This window comes from Microbacterium testaceum, from assembly GCF_001476655.1.
In the GTDB taxonomy this organism is placed as follows: Bacteria; Actinomycetota; Actinomycetes; order Actinomycetales; family Microbacteriaceae; genus Microbacterium; species Microbacterium testaceum_C.
The window spans coordinates 1-18,667 of record NZ_LDRT01000022.1 but is presented as its reverse complement, the minus strand read 5'-3'; the positions used below and the strand labels follow the sequence as shown (position 1 = coordinate 18,667).

The window sequence follows — 18,667 nt, the reverse complement described above, 5'->3', positions numbered from 1 at the left end:
CCGTCGCTCGAGACGACGCGCCACTTCACCGTGACGGGACCGGATGCCGCCCCCGCCAGCGTCTGCGTGACGTCGGTGCCCGCGACGACCGGCGATCCCTCGGCGAGGGAGGTTCCGTCGGCAGCGGTGACCTCGACGACCGCCGTGCCCTCCTCGGCGAGGATGTCGGCGCTGTAGGTGAACGTGATCTGGTTCGGCAGGGCGTCGAGGACGGCGTCGGCGTGTGGATCGGTCGACACCAGCTCGTCGTGCGCGAAGGCGGGGGCCGTCGGCAGGACGAAGAGGGCGGCGACCGCGAGCAGCAGACTCGCGAGAAGGGCGGACACGGAACGGCGGGGGGCGGAGGAAGTCACCCCTCGACCCTATTGAACGTCTCTGAATCGCGGCTGGCCGGCTTCGGGAGGAAAGCCCGATCGAGAACAAGAGCCCCGATCGAGCGGTGAGGGCGGGCGGCCGGTGAAGGCGCACCATGAGACCCCGCTATGAAGACGTGGCAGAACGCCGGGCCGGGGGAAGACGGAACCTCGGGGAGGTGAAAGAATCGATGGTGTTCGACTTTTCGTGCGCTGTCTTCGCCCCGCCGTTCCGCGGCGGGCGTGACCGTGCACGGTGACGGACTCGACACGGCGGACGTGTGATCGGTAGGTTCGAGTGTCCCGTCGGGCGATCGGCGTTACCCGAACAGCGATGCTCGGTGTCGAGACAACAGCACAGACGAAGCCCCACCACGACCGCGCGAGGTCGGTTCGACCGTTCACGTCGGACCGGTCGGTGATGGTGAAGAACAAGGAGAAGCCCGTGGACGAGACACGCAGATTCGAGCGCGACGACATCCATCGCGCAGCCGACGTTCCGGCGTCGGAGCGGTCGCACGACACGACGCAGACGTTCGGCCACGACGCCGATCTGTCCTTCGTCCCCTTCGGTGCCGACCTCAACGAGGCCGAGCTCGAGGCGATCGACGCTCTGCCGTCGCAGGTCGCGCTGCTCATCGTCCGCTCCGGTCCCACGACGGGCGCGCGCTACCTGCTCGACACCGACGTCACCACGGTCGGTCGCCACCCCGAAGCCGACATCTTCTTCGACGACGTGACGGTATCGCGCCGGCACGCCGAGATCACGCGGTCGGGCACGTCGTTCGAGATCGTCGATCAGCGCTCGCTGAACGGCAGCTACGTCAATGGCGAGCGCGTCGACCGCTCGGTCCTCGCCAACGGGGCCGAGGTGCGCATCGGCAAGTTCCGCCTCAACTTCTTCGTCTCGCCCGTCGATCTGCCGCCGGCAGAGCACTGATGGGGGCAGCCCCCGCTCGCGGTCGTCCAGCGGCCTCGGGGCTGTTGAGCATCGGCCAGGTGCTGGCGCGCCTGACGCCGGATTTCCCCGCCCTCACCTCGAGTAAGCTCCGGTTCCTCGAGGTGCAGGGCATCGTGTCGCCGACGCGGACAGAGTCCGGGTACCGCAAGTTCTCTGCGGCCGACCTCGAGCGGCTGCGGATGGCCCTGACCCTCCAGCGCGACCACTACCTGCCGCTGGCGGTGATCCGCGACTACCTCGCCGACGTCGACGCCGGGCGGAACCCGGCACCGCCGACGTCGATGCCGTCGATGACGGCGACCCCGCGGCGGTACCGCCGTGACGAACTCCTGGCCACGACGGGTGCCGGTTCGCAGCTGCTCAACGACGCCATCAGCACCGGGGTCATCACGCCGGCAGAGACGTACCCGGAGCAGACGGTCTCTCTCCTGCGCACGCTCGTGGCCCTCGATCGCCACGGCATCGAACCGCGCCACGTGCGGTCGCTCCGGCAGAGCGCGGAACGCGAGGCGGCGCTCGTCGAGTCGGCGCTCTCCGCGCTCCTGCGGCGTCCCGACGCGGCATCCCGTGCCCGCGCGAGCGAACTCGCCCCCGAGCTGGCCGCGCGTCTGGACGAGGTGCGCAGCCTCTTCGTGCGCGACGCGATCGACCGGATGCTGTCCTGAGCGCGACACGCCGAAACGCTCGGACCGGATGTCATTGCCGCGGGCGCATGGCTGATCTAGCGTGGGGATATCGAGCCGATGAGGAGGGACGCGAGCATGACCGCTGGCGACACAGTCGGTGAACCCCGGTTCGCCACCGAACTCCTCTTCACCGACGGTCTGCCCGAGATGGACGACGACACCGGTTACCGCGGAGCGGTGGCCGCCCGCGCCGCCGGCATCACCTACCGGCAGCTCGACTACTGGGCCCGCACCGAGCTCGTCGTCCCCACCGTGCGCGGTGCGAGCGGTTCGGGATCGCAGCGCCTCTACGGCTTCCGCGACATCCTGGTGCTGAAGCTCGTGAAGCGGCTGCTCGACACCGGCATCTCGCTGCAGCAGATCCGCACCGCCGTCGACCAGCTGCGGGCCGCGGGCATCCGTGACCTGGCGGGCACGACGCTCATGAGCGACGGCGCCTCGGTCTATCTCTGCACGTCGAACGACGAGGTCATCGACCTCGTGAGCCGCGGTCAGGGCGTCTTCGGCATCGCGGTCGGCAAGGTCCTGCGCGAGGTCGAGTCGACGCTCGTCGACTTCGAAGCCGCGTCAGCCGACACGGTCGACGAGCTCGCTGCGCGTCGCGCCGCGCGGACGGCCTGACCCCACGATTTCTCGAACCCCGGGTGCCTCGGCATCCGGGGTTCTTTCGTTCAGCCGGCTTCTCCGACCTGTTCCGGGGCCCGTGCGCTGTGCGTCCTGCGGGGGTCGTGTGACGGGCTCTCCGGTTCGAGATGCCGGGCCCGGTGCGTCCGTACGGGTGCCGTCCTGCGAGGCTCGTGTGATCGGCTCTCCGGTTCGAGATGCTGGGCCCGTGTGTCGGCACGGGCGCCGTGCCCCGCTATGGCGTGAGGTCGGGCCGCCCCGGGGCAGGGCTTCCGCTGCGGACGGTGCCCGAGAGGGGACTCAGGCCTGCGGGGCGTCGCTGTCGACCGGGATCCGGCCGGTGCGGACGATCCGGTCGAGCAGGGCGTCGAAGTCGGCGGCGAGCTCCTGCGCCGAGTCGCCCGGCCAGACGTGCAGCGGCTTGGCCGCGCCCTGGGCCTGCTGGAGCGACGTGCGTTCGGGCAGCTGCGGGTTCAGCACGAGCGGACCGAACATGTCGCGCAGCTCCTTGATGCGGAACTGGTGCTCGATCGACTGCGGACGCACGCGATTGACCACGACGCCCAGCGGCTGAAGACGCGGCGACAGGCCGCGGCGGATCTCCTCGATCGCGCGGAGCGCACGGTCGGCGGCCGCGACGGAGAACAGGCCCGGCTCGGTGACGACGATGACCCGGTCGCTCGCCGCCCACGCGGTGCGCGTGAGGGCGTTGAGCGAGGGGGCGCAGTCGATGAGCACGAGGTCGTACTCGCTCTCGATCGTGGCGAGGGCTTCTTCGAGCTTCCACACGTCGCGAACGCTGGGGTGCGGACCGTCGAAGTTGATGGCCGACGGGCTGCCGATGAGCACGTCGATCGTGCCGGGGTGGACCTTGGCCCACCCGCTGGAGGTGATCGCCTGTCGGACGACCTTCTCTTTCGGGTTCGCCAGGACGTCGGCGATGTTGAGTCGGCCGGCGACGGAGATATCCATGCCGGTCGAGACGTCGGACTGCGGGTCGAGGTCGACGACAAGAGTGCGAACGCCACGAGCGAAGGCGGCGGAGGCCAGCCCGAGCGTCACGGTCGTCTTGCCGACCCCGCCTTTCAAAGAGCTGACGGAGAGTACGTGCACGAGGGTCTACGTTACCGTCCCCTAGGCTGTGAGCACATTCAGCTCCGCCAGCTTGACGTGAGGTGCGCATGTTCTCGAAGATCCTGGTCGCCAATCGCGGAGAGATCGCCATCCGGGCGTTCCGCGCCGCCTACGAGGTCGGTGCGCGCACCGTCGCCGTCTATCCGTACGAAGATCGTGCGTCGCTGCACCGGCTCAAAGCCGACGAGGCGTACCAGATCGGCGAGCGCGGGCATCCCGTGCGCGCGTACCTCGACGTCGACGAGATCATCCGCGTCGCCCGCGAGTGCGGGGCGGATGCCATCTACCCGGGCTACGGCTTCCTGTCGGAGAATCCGGAACTCGCCGAGAAGGCCACAGCGAACGGCATCACCTTCATCGGTCCGCCCGCCGAGGTGCTGTCGATGGCGGGCAACAAGGTCACCGCCAAGGAACACGCGATCGCCGCGGGGGTCCCGGTCCTGCGGTCGACTCCCGCCTCAGACGACATCGATGCGCTGCTCGCTCAGGCCGAGGAGATCGGGTTTCCGCTCTTCGCCAAGGCCGTGGCCGGCGGCGGAGGACGCGGCATGCGCCGCGTCGAGAGCCTCGGCGAGCTCGCCCCGGCCCTCGCCGAGGCCATGCGCGAGGCGCAGAGCGCCTTCGGCGACCCCCGCATGTTCCTCGAGCAGGCCGTGCAGCGCCCGCGCCACGTCGAGGTGCAGATCCTCGCGGATGCCACGGGCGAGACGATCCACCTGTTCGAACGCGACTGCTCGGTCCAGCGTCGGCACCAGAAGGTCATCGAGATCGCTCCCGCGCCGAACCTCGACGACGCGGTCCGTGCCGACCTCCACCGATACGCGGTCGCTTTCGCACGGTCGATCGGCTATCAGAACGCGGGAACGGTCGAGTTCCTCCTCGAAACGGCCGGTCCTCGGACGGGCGAGGTCGTCTTCATCGAGATGAACCCGCGTATCCAGGTCGAGCACACCGTGACCGAGGAGGTCACCGACGTCGACCTCGTCCAGTCGCAGATGCGCATCGCCGCGGGACAGACCCTCGCCGACCTGCACCTGCACCAGGACGACATCCACCTCCGCGGCGCCGCTCTGCAGTGCCGCATCACGACCGAGGACCCCACGCAGGGCTTCCGCCCCGACACCGGCAAGATCACCACGTATCGCTCGCCCGGTGGGGCCGGCATCCGCCTCGACGGCGGAACCACGGCGGCCGGATCGCAAGTCAGCCCGCACTTCGACTCGATGCTGTCGAAGCTGTCGTGTCGCGGTCGCGACTTCCCCGCGGCGGTCGCCCGCGCGCGCCGCGCGCTGGCCGAGTTCCGAATTCGCGGCGTCTCGACGAACATCCCGTTCCTGCAGGCGGTGCTCGACGACCCCGCGTTCGTCGCGGGCGACCTGAGCACCTCGTTCATCGACGAGCGGCCCGAACTGCTGAAGGGTCGCGAGTCGAAGGACCGCGGCACGAAGATCCTCTCGTGGCTCGTCGACACCACGGTGAACCGCCCGAACGGCGAGAACCCGCTCTCCGTCGACCCGGGTGCCAAGCTCCCCCCGCTCGATCTCGTGGCCCCGGCCCCCGCCGGATCGCGCCAGCGTCTGCAGGAGCTCGGTCCCGCCGGCTTCGCGAAGGCCCTGCGCGAGCAGACCGCCCTCGCGGTCACCGAGACCACCTTCCGCGACGCCCACCAGTCGCTGCTCGCGACGCGCGTGCGCACACGCGACCTCGTTCGTGTCGCCCCGTACGTCGCCCGCATGACCCCGGACCTGCTGTCCGTCGAGGCGTGGGGCGGGGCGACCTACGACGTCGCCCTCCGCTTCCTCGGGGAGGACCCGTGGGAACGACTCGACGCTCTGCGCGAAGCGCTGCCCAACGTCGCGATCCAGATGCTCCTGCGCGGACGCAACACGGTGGGGTACACCCCCTACCCGACGCAGGTGACGGATGCCTTCGTCGCCGAGGCCGCGGCATCCGGGGTCGACATCTTCCGCATCTTCGACGCCCTGAACGACGTCGCGCAGATGAGGCCCGCGATCGACGCCGTGCTGAGCACGGGCACCGCGGTCGCGGAGGTCGCCGTCTGCTACACCGGCGACCTGCTCGATCCGGCGGAGAACCTCTACACGCTCGACTACTACCTCGGCCTCGCCGAGCAGATCGTCGATGCGGGGGCGCACGTGCTCGCGATCAAGGACATGGCGGGCCTGCTGCGCCCGGCCGCCGCGGCCAGGCTCGTCTCGGCGCTGCGCGAGCGCTTCGATCTGCCTGTGCACGTGCACACGCACGACACCGCGGGCGGGCAGTTGGCGACGCTCCTGGCCGCCTCGGCGGCGGGGGCGGATGCCGTGGACGCGGCCGCCGCGCCCATGGCGGGCACCACGAGCCAGCCGTCGCTGTCGGCCCTCGTCGCCGCCCTCGCGCACACCGAGCGCGACACCGGCCTCGACCTGTCCGCCGTGAGCGACCTCGAGCCCTACTGGGAGGCCGTTCGTCATCTGTATCGACCGTTCGAATCGGGGCTCGCGGGCCCGACCGGTCGTGTCTACCGTCACGAGATCCCGGGCGGTCAGCTGTCGAACCTGCGGCAGCAGGCCATCGCTCTGGGCCTCGCCGACGATTTCGAGCTGATCGAGGACATGTACGCCGCGGCGAACCGCATCCTCGGACGCGTGCCGAAGGTGACGCCGTCGTCGAAGGTCGTCGGCGACCTCGCTCTGCATCTTGCGGCGGTGAAGGCCGACCCGGCCGACTTCGAGCAGAACCCGGAGAAGTACGACGTGCCCGACTCGGTCGTGTCGTTCATGGCGGGGGAGCTGGGCGATCTGCCCGGGGGCTGGCCCGAGCCGTTCCGCTCGAAGGTCTTGGCCGGACGCGATGCGAAGACCGGTGTGACGCCGCTCAGCGACGACGACGCGACGGCGCTGGCGGGGGAGTCCGTCGAGCGTCGGGCGCGACTGAACCGCCTGCTGTTCCCGGGACCGACCCGCACCTTCGAGGAGACGCGGGAGGCGTACGGCGACCTCAGCGTGCTCGACACGGCCGACTACCTGTACGGGCTCCGGGCGGGTGGGGAGCACACGGTCGAGATCGAACGCGGTGTGCAGCTCTTCGTGGGGCTCGAGGCCGTCGGAGAGGCCGACGACAAGGGCATGCGGACGGTCATGACGACGCTCAACGGTCAACTGCGCCCGGTGTTCGTCCGCGACCGCTCGATCGACGTCGAGGCACGGCAGGCGGAGAAGGCGGACACCTCGAAGCCCGGGCAGGTCGCCGCCCCCTTCTCGGGGGTCGTGACTCTCAAGGTCGCTCCGGGCGACCGGGTCGCGGCCGGCCAGGCGGTGGCATCCATCGAGGCGATGAAGATGGAGGCGGCCATTGCATCGCAGATCGACGGGGTCGTGGAGCGCGTCGCGATCGGTACCACACAGCAGGTCGAGGCGGGAGACCTTTTGCTGGTGATCCGCCCCGCGCAGTAACCTGGGAGGGGGCGCTTTCGCGCCCTCTTCCCGTTTGGAGACTGCAGTGACCCCCGACCGCACCGACGCGAACCCCGACGAGAACGCCGAGCACGGCGTGCTCGACGAGAGCGGGAATCTCGACACAGCCAGCATCACCATCCTCGGCGGGCACATCGCGCAGGTCAGTGTCGACCTGCCGGCGGCCTCGCACGACGACGACATCGACGACGATGTGGTCGAAGACGAGGTGCCGGTGGATGAGGCGGAGATCCGCTCGTTCGAGACCATCGGCCAGCCGTTCACCCTCGACGGGAGTACCGGCGCGCCCGCCCTCACCTACGTGCCCGAGCCGCAGACGGAGCCGCGCCCGACGGTGCACGACGACGTCCACGTCGAGCACCTGCCGACCGGAGACATCATCCTCGAGCCCCACGACGACGCGGATGCCGCGTCCGACGAGGAGCCACACGAGGAACTCGACGTGCACGACGCAGAGATCGTCGACGAGTCGGAGTCGGAGTCGGAGTCGGAGTCCGAGTCGGCGTTCGAGCCCGAGCACGAGATCGCCGACGTGCACGAGGTCGCCGACGTGCAAGAGGTCGCTGACGTGCACGAGCGGGAGGATGCCGCTGAGGCGTCGACGCGCGAGGAGCTGTCGCGCGAAGAGCTCGTCGTCGCAGGCTTCGGCGAGGACCGCCTCGAGCCCCAGATCATCCTGTCCACCGATGGATTCGACCCGGAGCCCGTCCCGCAGTTCGTGCTGTCGACCGACGTGTTCGAGCCGGAGGACCCGAATGACGAGCAGGTCGACGAGCCCGCGGACATCGAGCCTGCGGGCGAGGAGTCCGAGGGCGACGAGACCGAGGGCGACGAGACCGAGGGCGACGAGACCGAGGGCGACGAGACCGAGGATGACGAGTCCGTGGATGACCGGTTCGCCGGTGACGAGACCGCGGACGTCGAGCCTACGGAGACCGAGCGTGTGGACGTCGAGCCCGCGGACGTCGAGCGTGCGGACGGCGAGTCCGCGGACGCCGGGCACGCGGACGGCGAGCCCGACGACGAGGAGTTCGCGCCGCGCGAGTCCGCGTCGAGCGAGTTCGCGGAGCAGCAGCCCGCGGCGGAGCCCGCGGAGCAGCAGTCCGACGACGACGATCTCACGGGGGAGCAGCTCGTCGCACAGCAGCCCGTCGAACGGGAGTCGGTGGCGCCGGAGGCCGGGGTCCCGGGGGACGCCGCGCCGGAGAGCCCGGAGCTTCCGGCCGCCACGGAGATCGTCGACGAGGCCGATGAGCGCGAGACTGATGAGCTCGAGACCGACGACCGGGAACAGGACGAACGGGAACAGGACGAAGCCGACATGAGCGACGCCGAACCGCGCGAGCCCGAGCCGAACGGCGACGAGTCGGAAGCGGTCCACGACACCACTGCGGTGAGCGCCCCCCGGCAGGCCGAGGGGGACTCCGTCGAGACGGGGGCCGTCCAGACGCAGGCCGTCCATGGTGAGCTCGCGGAGGACGAGGCCGCGCCCGACAAGACGTCCGCGCACACCGGCCCCGTTCCCACAGGCACGGTCCCGACGAGCACCGGCGCCGTCCCTACGAGCACCGGCTCCGTCCCGACGAGCACCGGCACGGTCCCGACGACCACGGGCTCGACGCCGCGCACCCGTGCCGAACGTGCCGCGACCGGCGCGATCGGCACCGTCCCGCTCACGCGCCGAGAGGTGCACCAGGCCGACGAGGCGGCACGCGTGGGACGCGCCCACGCCGCCGAGCGGGTCCGGACCCCCGGTCCCGACCTCACCCTCACGTCCAAGCGCTCGAGCGCGATCGACGACGCCCGCGAGAGCCCCGATCTCCTCACCGCCGATCGCCTTCTCGATCCGCGGCAGGTCGCGCGGCCCGAGCCCGAGGGTCTGTGGCAGCAGCTCGTCTATTCGATGTCGGGCCACCGGATCAACCTCGGCGACGGTCGACGCGCGCGCCAGCGCAAGGAGCTCGATCGTCGCATCGCCACTCCTCTCGCGGGAGGCGCGCGCTTCGTGCCGGTCCTCTCCCGCAAGGGTGGGGTCGGCAAGACCACCGTCACGTCCCTCCTCGGCATGGCCCTCGCCGACGCCCGTGACGACCGGATCATCGCCGTCGACGCCAACCCGGACCGCGGCACGCTCGCGGACCGGGTGGGGCGCCCCAACGGACGCACCGTCCGTGACCTCGTGCGCGCGCACGACGAGGTCGACGGTTACCACGACGTGTCGTCGATCGTGGCCCGCGACGCCACGCGCCTGGATGTCTTGGCATCCGATTCCGACCCCCGGGTGTCCGAGGCCTTCAGTGACGACGACTACCGACAGGTGGCCGATGTCGCCGCGCACTACTACTCCATCGTGCTGACGGACACCGGGACGGGCATCGTGCACTCGGTGATGGAGGCGACGCTCGAGCGCGCCGACTCCCTCGTCGTGGTGGCGGGCCTCTCGGTCGACGAGGCGCGACTCGCCTCCGAAACGCTCACGTGGCTCGAGACCAACGGGTACGCCGACCGTGTCCGCTCCGCCGTCGTCGTGATCAATTCCGCGCGACCCGGCACCCCGCTCGTGCGCGAGAGTGAGCTGGAGACGCACTTCCGCACGCGCGTGCAGACGGTGATACGGATGCCGTACGACCCCCGCATCGCCGCGGGAAGCGCCATCTCGTTCCGCGACCTCCAGCCCGAGACCCGCCTCGCCGCGCGTGAGCTGGCGGCGGCGGTCGTCGAGGGCCTGCGCGCTCCGGTGGCGGCGGCATGACCGTTCGGCCCATCCGCCTGTTCGGCGACCCCGTGCTGCGCGCGCCCAGCGCGCCGATCGAGACGATCGACGACGGGATCCACGCTCTCGTCCGCGACCTCCTCGACACCGTCGAGCCTCCCGGGCGCGCGGGCGTCGCGGCTCCGCAGATCGGCGTGGGCCTGCGAGCCTTCAGCTACAACATCGACGGGGACATCGGCTACGTGCTGAACCCGGTGCTGGTCGAGACCCGCGGCGAGCCGCAGCTCGTGGGGGAGGGATGCCTCTCCGTCCCGGGACTGTGGCACGAGGCGACGCGCTATCCCTGGGCGAAGGTCGTCGGTGTCGACCTCGACGGGAACGAGGTCGTGCTCGAGGGGGAGGGACTGCTGGCTCAAGCCCTGCAGCACGAGACCGACCACCTCGACGGCATGCTCTACCTGTCGCGCCTTCCTGCCGAGACGCGCCGCGAGGCCATGCGGCAGATCCGCGAGAGCGACTGGTTCTGATCGGCTCGACCCTGTCACGAGAACAGGGAACGGCGTGAGGACTGGCCTTCTCGTCGCGGACTCCGCTGTTCCCATGGCATCCCCCGTTCTCAGCGCAGCGAAACGGCCCGGCCCCACGCGGGGACCGGGCCGTTCGTCGTCGCCTCAGGGAAGCGAGACGTTCGTGGTGTTGATCGGTACGGCGTAGATGTCCTCGATCGCGTCCGCGTAGTCCTTCACGATGACGTTGCGTTTGATACTCATCTTCGGCGTCAGGTGGCCGCTGGCCTCGGTCCACTCCGTCGGCAGGATTGTGAACTTCCGGATCGATTCCGCGCGCGACACCCGCGTGTTGGCCAGGTCGATCGCGCCCTGCACCTCGGCGCGCACCTTCTCGTTCGTCGCGGCGTCCGCCAGCGACATGTCCGCGGGCAGGCCGTTGTTGGCGAGCCACGTCGGGAGCATTTCGGGGTCGAGCGTCACGAGGGCCGAGATGAAGGGCTTGTGGTCGCCGACCACGACGACCTGACCGACGATGGGGTTCGCGCGGATGGGGTCCTCGAGGGCAGCGGGGGCGACGTTCTTGCCGCCCGCCGTGACGATGATCTCTTTCTTGCGGCCGGTGATCGCGAGGAATCCGTCGCTGTCGAACGCGCCGATGTCACCCGTCTTGAACCACTCGCCGTCGAACGCCTCGGCGGTGGCCTCGGGGTTCTGCCAGTACTCGCGGAACACGTTCACTCCGCGCACCTGGATCTCGCCGTCGTCGGCGAGACGGATTCCGACACCGGGAAGGACGGGCCCGACCGTGCCGATCTTGGACTTCGTGGCGAGGTTCACCGTGGCCGGCGCCGTCGTCTCGGTGAGCCCGTACCCCTCGAGGATCACGACCCCGAGGCTCCGGAAGAAGTGCCCGAGCCGTGGACCCAGGGGAGCGGACCCCGAGACGGCGTACACGACGCGTCCGCCCATGGCATCCCGAAGCTTCGAATAGACGAGCTTGTCGAAGAGAGCGAACTTGATCTTCAGCAGCAGGGGGATCGGCTTGCCGTCCTGGAGGCGCTGCGAGTGCTCGATCGCCGCGTCGGCGGCAGCGCGGAAGATCTTGCCCTTGCCGCCGGCCTCGGCCTTCTGCTCCGCGGAGTTGTAGACCTTCTCGAAGACCCGCGGCACGGCGAGCAGGAACGTCGGCTTGAACGACCCGAGCGCGGGAAGCAACTGCTTGGTGTCGGGCTGATGCCCGGTCTTGACCCCCGCGTGCACGTTCAGCAGCGAGATGAAGCGCGCGAACACGTGCGCGGTCGTGATGAACAGCAGGGTCGAGGCACCGGGTGTCTCGACGACCTCGTGCAGCGCCTTGGCCGAGTTGCGTGCCAGTTCGACGAAGTTGCTGTGCACGAGCACGCAGCCCTTGGGACGGCCGGTCGATCCCGAGGTGTAGATGAGGGTGGCCACGTCCGACGCCTTCGCCAGACGGCGGCGACGCTCGATCTCTTCGTCGGTGATGTGGGTGCCGTTCGCGACGAGCGCGTCGAGCGCTCCCGAGTGCATCGACCACACCTCGCGCACGAGAGGGAGGTCGCTGCGGACCTCGTCGAGACGCTCGGCGTGCTCGGGCGATTCGAGCACCACCGCGATGGAACCGGAGTCCGAGAGGATCCACGAGATCTGCGACGGCGAGCTGGTCTCGTAGACGGGGACCATGATCGCCCCGGCATAGAACAGCGCGAAGTCGACGAGCGTCCAGTCGTACGTGGTGCGCGCGATGAAGGCGACCTTCTCGCCGGGCTGGATGCCCGCCGCGACGAAGCCCTTCGCGAGGGCGATCACCTGCTGCTCGAATTCCGCGGCCGTGATGTCGCGCCATCCGTCGGCATCGGGCACGGCGAAGAGCGGTCGGTCGGGGGTCGCCCGGACACGGTCGGCCAACAGATCGGACGTGTTGGCGTCCGGGTCGGCTTCGACGACGGGGGGAAGGTCGAACTGGATCACGGCAACTCCTTCGGTACCGGAAAAATGTCGATCGGTCCCTCGAGTCTATCCGGACCACGGCGTGCGCCCGTGGCCGCCGCCCCGTCCCGCACGGGTCGCGGAGGGTGGCTAGACTGCTCCGGGCCGCGCCGGGTGGCGTGCCGGAGGGGAGCACGGTGCAGAACGTCGGCATCGACATCGGAGGCACGAAGATCGCGGGGGGCGTCGTCGCCGAAGACGGCACCATCGTCGAGAAGCTCCGCGTGGACACCCCGATCGATCCGGCGGCCCTCGTGGATGCCGTCGTCGACATGACCGATCACCTGCGCCGGACCCACGAGATCCATGCGATCGGCGTTGCGGCGGCGGGGTTCATCAGCTCAGACCGCAGCACCGTCATCTACGCCCCGAACATCGACTGGCGCAACGAGCCTCTTCGTGCGCGCCTCGAAGATCGACTGCACGCGCCCGTCACGATCGAGAACGACGCCAACGCGGCCGGCTGGGGCGAGTATCGCTTCGGCGCGGGACGGGGCGTGCGCGACATGGTGATGCTGACCATGGGCACGGGCGTGGGGGGAGCGGCTGTCACCGACGGCGAGCTCTTCCGCGGCGGCCACGGCATCGGTGCCGAACTCGGCCACATGCGCTTCGTACGTGGCGGCCTCCCGTGCGGGTGCGGACAGAACGGATGCCTCGAGCAGTATGCGTCCGGGCGCGCCCTTCAGCGTGAAGCCAACGCCATCGCCGACGAGGGCGGCATCGGCACCGCCCTCGCCGCCGTGCGGGACGAGAAGGGCGCCATCCCCGGACCCGCCGTCTCGCGCCTCGTGCTCGCCGGCGATCCGGGTGCGGTGGAGGCGCTCCGCCGCGTGGCCACGGCGCTCGGCGAGGCGTGCGGGGGCTTCCAGGCCGTGCTCGACCCCGAACTCTTCGTGATCGGCGGCGGTGTGGCCCAGCTGGGCGAGGATCTGCTGGTCCCCGTGAAGCTCGCGTACGAGACCTCGCTCCCGGGGTACGGTGAACGTCCGGTGGCCGACTTCACGATCGCGCGACTGGGCAACGACGCCGGTCTCATCGGCGTGGCGGATCTGGCGGGCAAGGAGCGCTGACGATGTTCTACTGGCTCATGAAGTACGTCGTGATCGGCCCGGTCATCAAGGCTGTGTTCCGTCCGTGGCTCGTGGGTCGACGCAACATCCCGCGCGAGGGCGCCGCCATCCTCGCGAGCAACCATCTGTCGTTCTCCGACTCGATCTTCCTGCCGCTCATGATCGATCGCCGCATGGCGTTCCTGGCCAAGAGCGACTACTTCACCGGCAAGGGGCTGAAAGGCTGGGCCACGCGCCTGTTCTTCACCGCCACCGGCCAGTTGCCCATCGACCGATCCGGGGGCAAGGCCTCCGAGGCGTCGCTCAACACGGGGCTCGGAGTGCTCGGTCGCGGAGAGCTGCTGGGCATCTACCCGGAGGGCACGCGCAGCCCCGACGGCACGCTGTACCGCGGCCGCACAGGCATTGCGCGCATGGCGATCGAGGCGCGGGTACCCGTGATCCCCGTCGTCATGGTCGACACCGGCGCGGTCATGCCGATCGGCCGGCGGCTGCCGCGCGTGGGACGGGTGGGCATCGTCGTGGGGGAGCCGCTCGACTTCTCCCGCTTCGAGGGAATGGAAGGAGACCGGTACATCCTGCGCTCGGTCACCGACGAGATCATGGTCGCGCTGCAGCGCCTCGGCGAGCAGCGCTACGAGGACGTCTACGCCTCGACCGTGAAGGACCGTCTGGCCACCGCGCAGGCGGCGAAAGCGCCGTCGTCGCGCCACTAGACTTCAGGGGTGAATCAGCAGCTCCACGACCTCGACCACTGGCGTTCCCTGCCCATCAAGCAGCAGCCGCAGTGGTATGACGAGGGCGCGGTGGCCGCGGCATCCGCAGAGTTGGCGACCCTCCCGCCGCTGGTGTTCGCCGGCGAGGTCGACATCCTGCGCGATCGTCTCGCTCGCGCCGCCGCCGGTCAGGCGTTCCTCCTGCAGGGCGGTGACTGCGCCGAGACGTTCGCCGGCGCGACCGCCGAGCAGATCCGCAACCGCATCAAGACGGTGCTCCAGATGGCCGTCGTCCTCACCTATGGGGCGTCGATGCCGGTGGTGAAGATGGGCCGGATGGCGGGCCAGTTCGCCAAGCCGCGCTCGAGCGACGTCGAGACCCGCGGGGGAGTGACGCTTCCCGCCTACCGGGGAGACATCGTCAACGGGTACGACTTCACCGAGGAGTCCCGCAAGGCCGACCCCGCTCGTCTGCTCAAGGGCTACCACACGGCCGCGTCGACGCTGAACCTCATCCGGGCCTTCACACAGGGCGGCTTCGCCGACCTGCGCGAGGTGCACAGCTGGAACAAGGGCTTCGCCTCGACCCCCGCGAACCAGGCCTACGAGAGCATGGCGACCGAGATCGACCGCGCGATCAAGTTCATGGAGGCCGCGGGCGCCGACTTCGACGAGCTCACGCGCGTGGAGTTCTACACCGGTCACGAGGGTCTGCTCATGGACTACGAGCGCCCCATGACCCGCATCGACTCGCGAACGGGTCTGCCGTACAACACCTCGTCGCACTTCCAGTGGATCGGTGAGCGCACGCGCGAGCTCGACGGCGCGCACGTCGACTACTTCTCGAAGATCCGCAACCCCATCGGCGTCAAGCTCGGTCCCACGACGACGCCCGAGACGGCTCTCGCGCTCATCGACAAGCTCGACCCCGAGCGCGAGCCCGGCCGACTGACGTTCATCACGCGCATGGGCGCGGGCAAGATCCGCGATGTCCTGCCGCCGCTGCTCGAGGCCGTGCGCGACTCCGGTGCCACGCCGCTCTGGGTCACCGACCCGATGCACGGCAACGGCATCACCACTCCCACGGGCTACAAGACGCGGCGCTTCGACGATGTCGTCGACGAGGTGCGCGGGTTCTTCGAGGCCCACCGTTCGGTGGGCACGCACCCCGGCGGCATCCACGTGGAGCTCACCGGCGACGACGTCACCGAGTGCCTGGGCGGCTCGGAGCAGATCGACGAGGCGACCCTCGCGACCCGCTACGAGAGCCTCTGCGACCCGCGCCTGAACCACCGGCAGAGCCTCGAGCTGGCGTTCCTCGTGGCCGAGGAGCTCGAGAAGCGCTGAGTCGCGACCGACCGTCCGATGCCCCCGATCCGTTGTGGTCGGGGGCATCGTGGTTTTCGGGGCGGTCCCCTCGACAGGCTCAGGGACCGTCGGCGCGCTCGCGGTCGCGGCACGCGCCCCCGAGGCGGCTCAGCTCGTCGACGCCCCGCCCCGACCCGTGGCGCTGCCCTACAGCGTCGGCGTCAGCGTGATCGTGCTGCCCTGGGGGGCCGTCGTGCCCGCTTTGGGGTTGCTTGAGCGGACCTTGTAGATGTCCCAGTACTTGAACCCCAGGGGGAGCGTTCCGTCGTCGATACCGGCGTTGACCTCGAAGCCGAGGTTCTCCAGCGTCGTGACCGCATCACGGATGGTCATGCCCACGATGTTCTCGGGGACCATGACGGGCTTCGGTCCGATCGAGACGCGCAGCGTCACCGTGTCGCCGGGGCGCCAGTTCCCGCCGCCGTCGCGGTCCCCGATCGCGATCACGGTGCCCGAGGCGACGGAGTTGCTGTACTCCTCGCTGGTGGTGGTGCGCAGGTTCACGGCCTGCAGCTTGCTCTCGGCATCCGCCGTCTTCAGCCCCGCGACGTCGGGCACCGGTCCGAGCGATGCCGTCAGCGACGCGGCGTCGCCCTCGTAGACGGTGCAGCCGCCCGTGCAGTCGATCGCGTCGCCGCCGGAGCGGGGGGTGATGGATGCCGCCAGCACGGTGTCGGGGCCGGCGTCGGTGAACTCCTGGGCGACGTCCCCCACGCCCACGAACGCGGCCTCGAGGATGCCGCGGACCTCGTTGAGGCTCTTGCCCTTGAGTTCCGGGATCTGGTGGGTGGCCGGTCCGGCCGACACGAAAACCGTCACCACGGTGTCCTTGTCGAGACGAGAGCCCGCCGTGGGGTCGGACCCCACCGTCGTCCCCGCTGGGATCTCCCGGTCGTTCACGTCTTGCGACTGCGCGCGCAACTGGTTCTGCGCCAGGAGGCTCTCGGCATCCGCGAAGCTCCGCTGCGCGACGTCGGGGACCTCGACGAGCGATCCGGGTCCGGATCCGAACCACCACCCGGTCGCTGCGGACCCACCCGCGAGCACCAGGACGAGCAGCAGCAGCCACACGCCGCGCGCGGTGCGCCGACGCGTCTTGGCGCGCAGCCGTGTCGCGTTGTCGGCGTCCTCGGTCGGGGCGTCCGGGATCGTGGCGGTCTGCGGGAGGACTTTCGTCAGCTCGCGGGACTCCGCGGGGCTCGCAGGTCCCACGGTGCCTACCGAGACGGCGCGAGCGACCTGCGGGGCGAGGCCGAGCTCCTTCTCGACCTCGCGCAGCCGCTGCAGCATGACGCCCGCGTCGAGGGGGCGGTCCTGGGGCTCGCGCTCGGTCGACCACAGCACCAGTTCGTCGAGCTGCTCAGGGACCGAGGGGTTCTTCGCGCTCGGGCGTGGCACGGAATCGGTGGCGTGCTGGTAGGCGATCTGCATCGGCTGCTCGCCCTTGTAGGGCTGCTCGCCCGCGAGCATCTCGTAGAGCATGATGCCGAGGGAGTAGATGTCGCTGCGCGCGTCCGCGGTGCCGCGGGTCACGAGCTCGGGCGCGAGGTAGGCGATGGTGCCCATCAGCTGGGCGCCGCTGGCGGTGTTGGCGGTCGTCGCACGGGCCAGGCCGAAGTCGCCGATCTTGATGCGCCCGTCCTCGGCGAGGAGCACGTTCTCGGGTTTCACGTCACGGTGGACGATGCCGGCGCGATGGGCGGCCGCGAGCCCCGAGAGGATGGCATCCATGATCGTCAAGGTCTGATCGACCGTCAGGCGCTTGTGCTCGCGCAGCAGCTCGCGCAGCGTGATGCCCGGCAGGTACTCCATGACGAGGTAGGCCATCTCGCCGTCCTGGCCCTGGTCGAACACGTTCACGACGTGCGGGTCGCTCAGACGCGCGGCCGAACGGGCCTCTTGGATGAACCGGCTCTGGAACACGGTGTCGTCGCTGAGATGGCCGTGCATCACCTTCAGCGCGACCCGGCGCTCCAAGCGCAGGTCGGTCGCGACGTACACGGTCGCCATGCCGCCGCGCGCGATACGCGCGCGCACCCGGTACCGGCCGTCGACGAGACGGCCGATCAGCGGGTCGGCCTGCTGACTCGTGCTCACGGTCCGAGTCTACGGAGCGCCTCCTGGGAGCCCCGGGAACGGCTCACCCCTACCTCAGCCGAGAACGGCGAGCCAGGTGGTCGCCGGCTGCTCCCACTGCGCGTACCGATCGGGGTAGGCCGAGATCTGCACGGCCTGCGCGGCGTCGGCGTACGGGAGGTTCTCCCACCCCGGGATGTCGAGCAGTCCGCGCGTGTCGGAGCCGTTGGGATCCGCCGGCCCGCCGTAGAACACGCGCGTCGAGCGCTCCCGGTCGAGGATCTGGTCGGGCGTGCCCCACCCCGTGCTGGGGCGCTGCTGGAAGAGTCCGAGGGAGTCGCGGTCGCCCCAGTCGAGGTTGCGCAGCCAGGATTCCTGCATCGCGGTGCCGAGCGCGATCAGGATGCCGCGATCCGACACGCCGAGCTCGCGCCCGATGCGGATGATCAGGCGGGCGTTCTCGGACTGCTCGGCGTCGAGCCCGGGGGCGAGGACGGGATCGACGGATGCCGGGCCGGGTTCGGCCGCGGAGGGGATCCGCAGCACTTCGCCGGGGTAGATGATCGAGTCGCGGGTGAGGCCGTTGGCGGAGAGCACGGCATCGGTCGAGGTGCCGTGGGCGGACGCGATCGCGGAGACGGTGTCGCCGGCGCTCACTTCGTAGGTGACGGGGGCAGCGTCGGGGGCGGAGGCGACCGGTTCCGGGGAGGGGCTGCCGAGGGCGAGGACCTGGCCCGGACGGATGATGCTGTCACCGTTCAGGCCGTTCCCCGCCTGGAGGGCTCCGACGTCGAGACCGTAGCGCTGGGCGATGGCCCACACGGTGTCGCCGGGCTCGACGGTGTGGGTCGCCGGGACGGCCGCGGAGGCGCGGATCACCGGCACCTGTCCGAGGGACGCGGGTGCGGGAGCGGTCGCTTATACACATCTGACGCTGCCGACGACCTTACGCGTCTAGAGCGTGGGGGTCG

13 protein-coding genes are annotated in these 18,667 nt (G+C 70.0%); 9 read left to right on the top strand and 4 right to left on the bottom strand.

Annotated features, from left to right (window positions below):
- Window positions 1-353: copper resistance CopC family protein (locus tag NS220_RS04375; RefSeq protein WP_193755271.1), on the bottom strand; the 353-nt coding region annotated here is incomplete at its 3' end.
- 421 nt (window positions 354-774) lie between these two features.
- Here NS220_RS04375 and NS220_RS04370 point away from each other — a divergent pair.
- From NS220_RS04370 to NS220_RS04360, 3 genes are all read left to right on the top strand, one after another.
- The gene (locus tag NS220_RS04370) at window positions 775-1,293 is read left to right on the top strand and encodes an FHA domain-containing protein (RefSeq protein ID WP_440589456.1); all 519 of its coding nucleotides are present in this window, start codon (window positions 775-777) and stop codon (window positions 1,291-1,293) included.
- Window positions 1,293-1,979: a transcriptional regulator FtsR gene (gene ftsR / locus NS220_RS04365; RefSeq protein ID WP_058622875.1), complete on the top strand. Its 687-nt coding sequence runs from the start codon at window positions 1,293-1,295 to the stop codon at window positions 1,977-1,979. Before NS220_RS04370 ends, ftsR begins: the two co-directional genes overlap by 1 nt.
- Window positions 1,980-2,075: 96 nt before the next feature.
- Window positions 2,076-2,621 (top strand): MerR family transcriptional regulator, encoded by a 546-nt coding sequence (locus NS220_RS04360; RefSeq protein WP_013583216.1) that lies wholly within the window; start codon window positions 2,076-2,078, stop codon window positions 2,619-2,621.
- Between the two features lie 303 nt (window positions 2,622-2,924).
- Here NS220_RS04360 and NS220_RS04355 read toward each other — a convergent pair whose 3' ends face one another.
- Window positions 2,925-3,737 (bottom strand): ParA family protein, encoded by an 813-nt coding sequence (locus tag NS220_RS04355; protein WP_058622874.1) that lies wholly within the window; start codon window positions 3,735-3,737, stop codon window positions 2,925-2,927.
- Window positions 3,738-3,805: 68 nt separating this feature from the next.
- Between NS220_RS04355 and NS220_RS04350 the strand changes: the two genes are divergently transcribed.
- From NS220_RS04350 to NS220_RS04340, 3 genes are read left to right on the top strand one after another with little or no spacing between them, the layout of a single operon-like run.
- Entirely contained in the window at window positions 3,806-7,213 is a 3,408-nt protein-coding gene (locus NS220_RS04350) for a pyruvate carboxylase (RefSeq protein WP_058622873.1), read from the top strand.
- Window positions 7,214-7,259: 46 nt separating this feature from the next.
- On the top strand, window positions 7,260-9,986 hold the full coding sequence (locus NS220_RS20535) for a MinD/ParA family ATP-binding protein (protein WP_242864530.1): 2,727 nt from the start codon (window positions 7,260-7,262) through the stop codon (window positions 9,984-9,986).
- A complete protein-coding gene (locus NS220_RS04340; protein WP_058622872.1) occupies window positions 9,983-10,474 on the top strand; it encodes a peptide deformylase in 492 nt (163 codons plus the stop codon). Before NS220_RS20535 ends, NS220_RS04340 begins: the two co-directional genes overlap by 4 nt.
- 144 nt (window positions 10,475-10,618) lie before the next feature.
- Here NS220_RS04340 and NS220_RS04335 read toward each other — a convergent pair whose 3' ends face one another.
- On the bottom strand, window positions 10,619-12,445 hold the full coding sequence (locus NS220_RS04335) for an AMP-dependent synthetase/ligase (protein WP_058622871.1): 1,827 nt from the start codon (window positions 12,443-12,445) through the stop codon (window positions 10,619-10,621).
- A gap of 155 nt (window positions 12,446-12,600) precedes the next feature.
- Here NS220_RS04335 and NS220_RS04330 point away from each other — a divergent pair, with 155 nt between their 5' ends.
- From NS220_RS04330 to NS220_RS04320, 3 genes are read left to right on the top strand one after another with little or no spacing between them, the layout of a single operon-like run.
- Window positions 12,601-13,536 carry an ROK family glucokinase gene (locus NS220_RS04330; RefSeq protein ID WP_058622876.1) on the top strand — a complete coding sequence of 312 codons (936 nt, stop codon included), beginning with the start codon at window positions 12,601-12,603 and terminating at the stop codon, window positions 13,534-13,536.
- A gap of 2 nt (window positions 13,537-13,538) precedes the next feature.
- Window positions 13,539-14,252 carry a lysophospholipid acyltransferase family protein gene (locus tag NS220_RS04325; RefSeq protein ID WP_058622870.1) on the top strand — a complete coding sequence of 238 codons (714 nt, stop codon included), beginning with the start codon at window positions 13,539-13,541 and terminating at the stop codon, window positions 14,250-14,252.
- Between the two features lie 9 nt (window positions 14,253-14,261).
- Window positions 14,262-15,599 carry a class II 3-deoxy-7-phosphoheptulonate synthase gene (locus tag NS220_RS04320; RefSeq protein ID WP_058622869.1) on the top strand — a complete coding sequence of 446 codons (1,338 nt, stop codon included), beginning with the start codon at window positions 14,262-14,264 and terminating at the stop codon, window positions 15,597-15,599.
- A 168-nt stretch (window positions 15,600-15,767) separates the two neighbouring features.
- Here NS220_RS04320 and pknB read toward each other — a convergent pair whose 3' ends face one another.
- The gene (gene pknB / locus NS220_RS04315) at window positions 15,768-17,717 is read right to left on the bottom strand and encodes a Stk1 family PASTA domain-containing Ser/Thr kinase (protein WP_058622868.1); all 1,950 of its coding nucleotides are present in this window, start codon (window positions 17,715-17,717) and stop codon (window positions 15,768-15,770) included.
- Between the last annotated feature and the right edge of the window lie 950 nt (window positions 17,718-18,667).

What these genes read in the sequence shown, in the direction of transcription:
- NS220_RS04370 (WP_440589456.1), top strand. Translation starts at nt 775, where the DNA reads ATGGTGAAGAACAAGGAGAAGCCCGTGGACGAGACACGCAGATTCGAG.
- ftsR (WP_058622875.1), top strand. Translation starts at nt 1,293, where the DNA reads ATGGGGGCAGCCCCCGCTCGCGGTCGTCCAGCGGCCTCGGGGCTGTTG.
- NS220_RS04360 (WP_013583216.1), top strand. Translation starts at nt 2,076, where the DNA reads ATGACCGCTGGCGACACAGTCGGTGAACCCCGGTTCGCCACCGAACTC.
- NS220_RS04350 (WP_058622873.1), top strand. Translation starts at nt 3,806, where the DNA reads ATGTTCTCGAAGATCCTGGTCGCCAATCGCGGAGAGATCGCCATCCGG.
- NS220_RS04340 (WP_058622872.1), top strand. Translation starts at nt 9,983, where the DNA reads ATGACCGTTCGGCCCATCCGCCTGTTCGGCGACCCCGTGCTGCGCGCG.
- NS220_RS04325 (WP_058622870.1), top strand. Translation starts at nt 13,539, where the DNA reads ATGTTCTACTGGCTCATGAAGTACGTCGTGATCGGCCCGGTCATCAAG.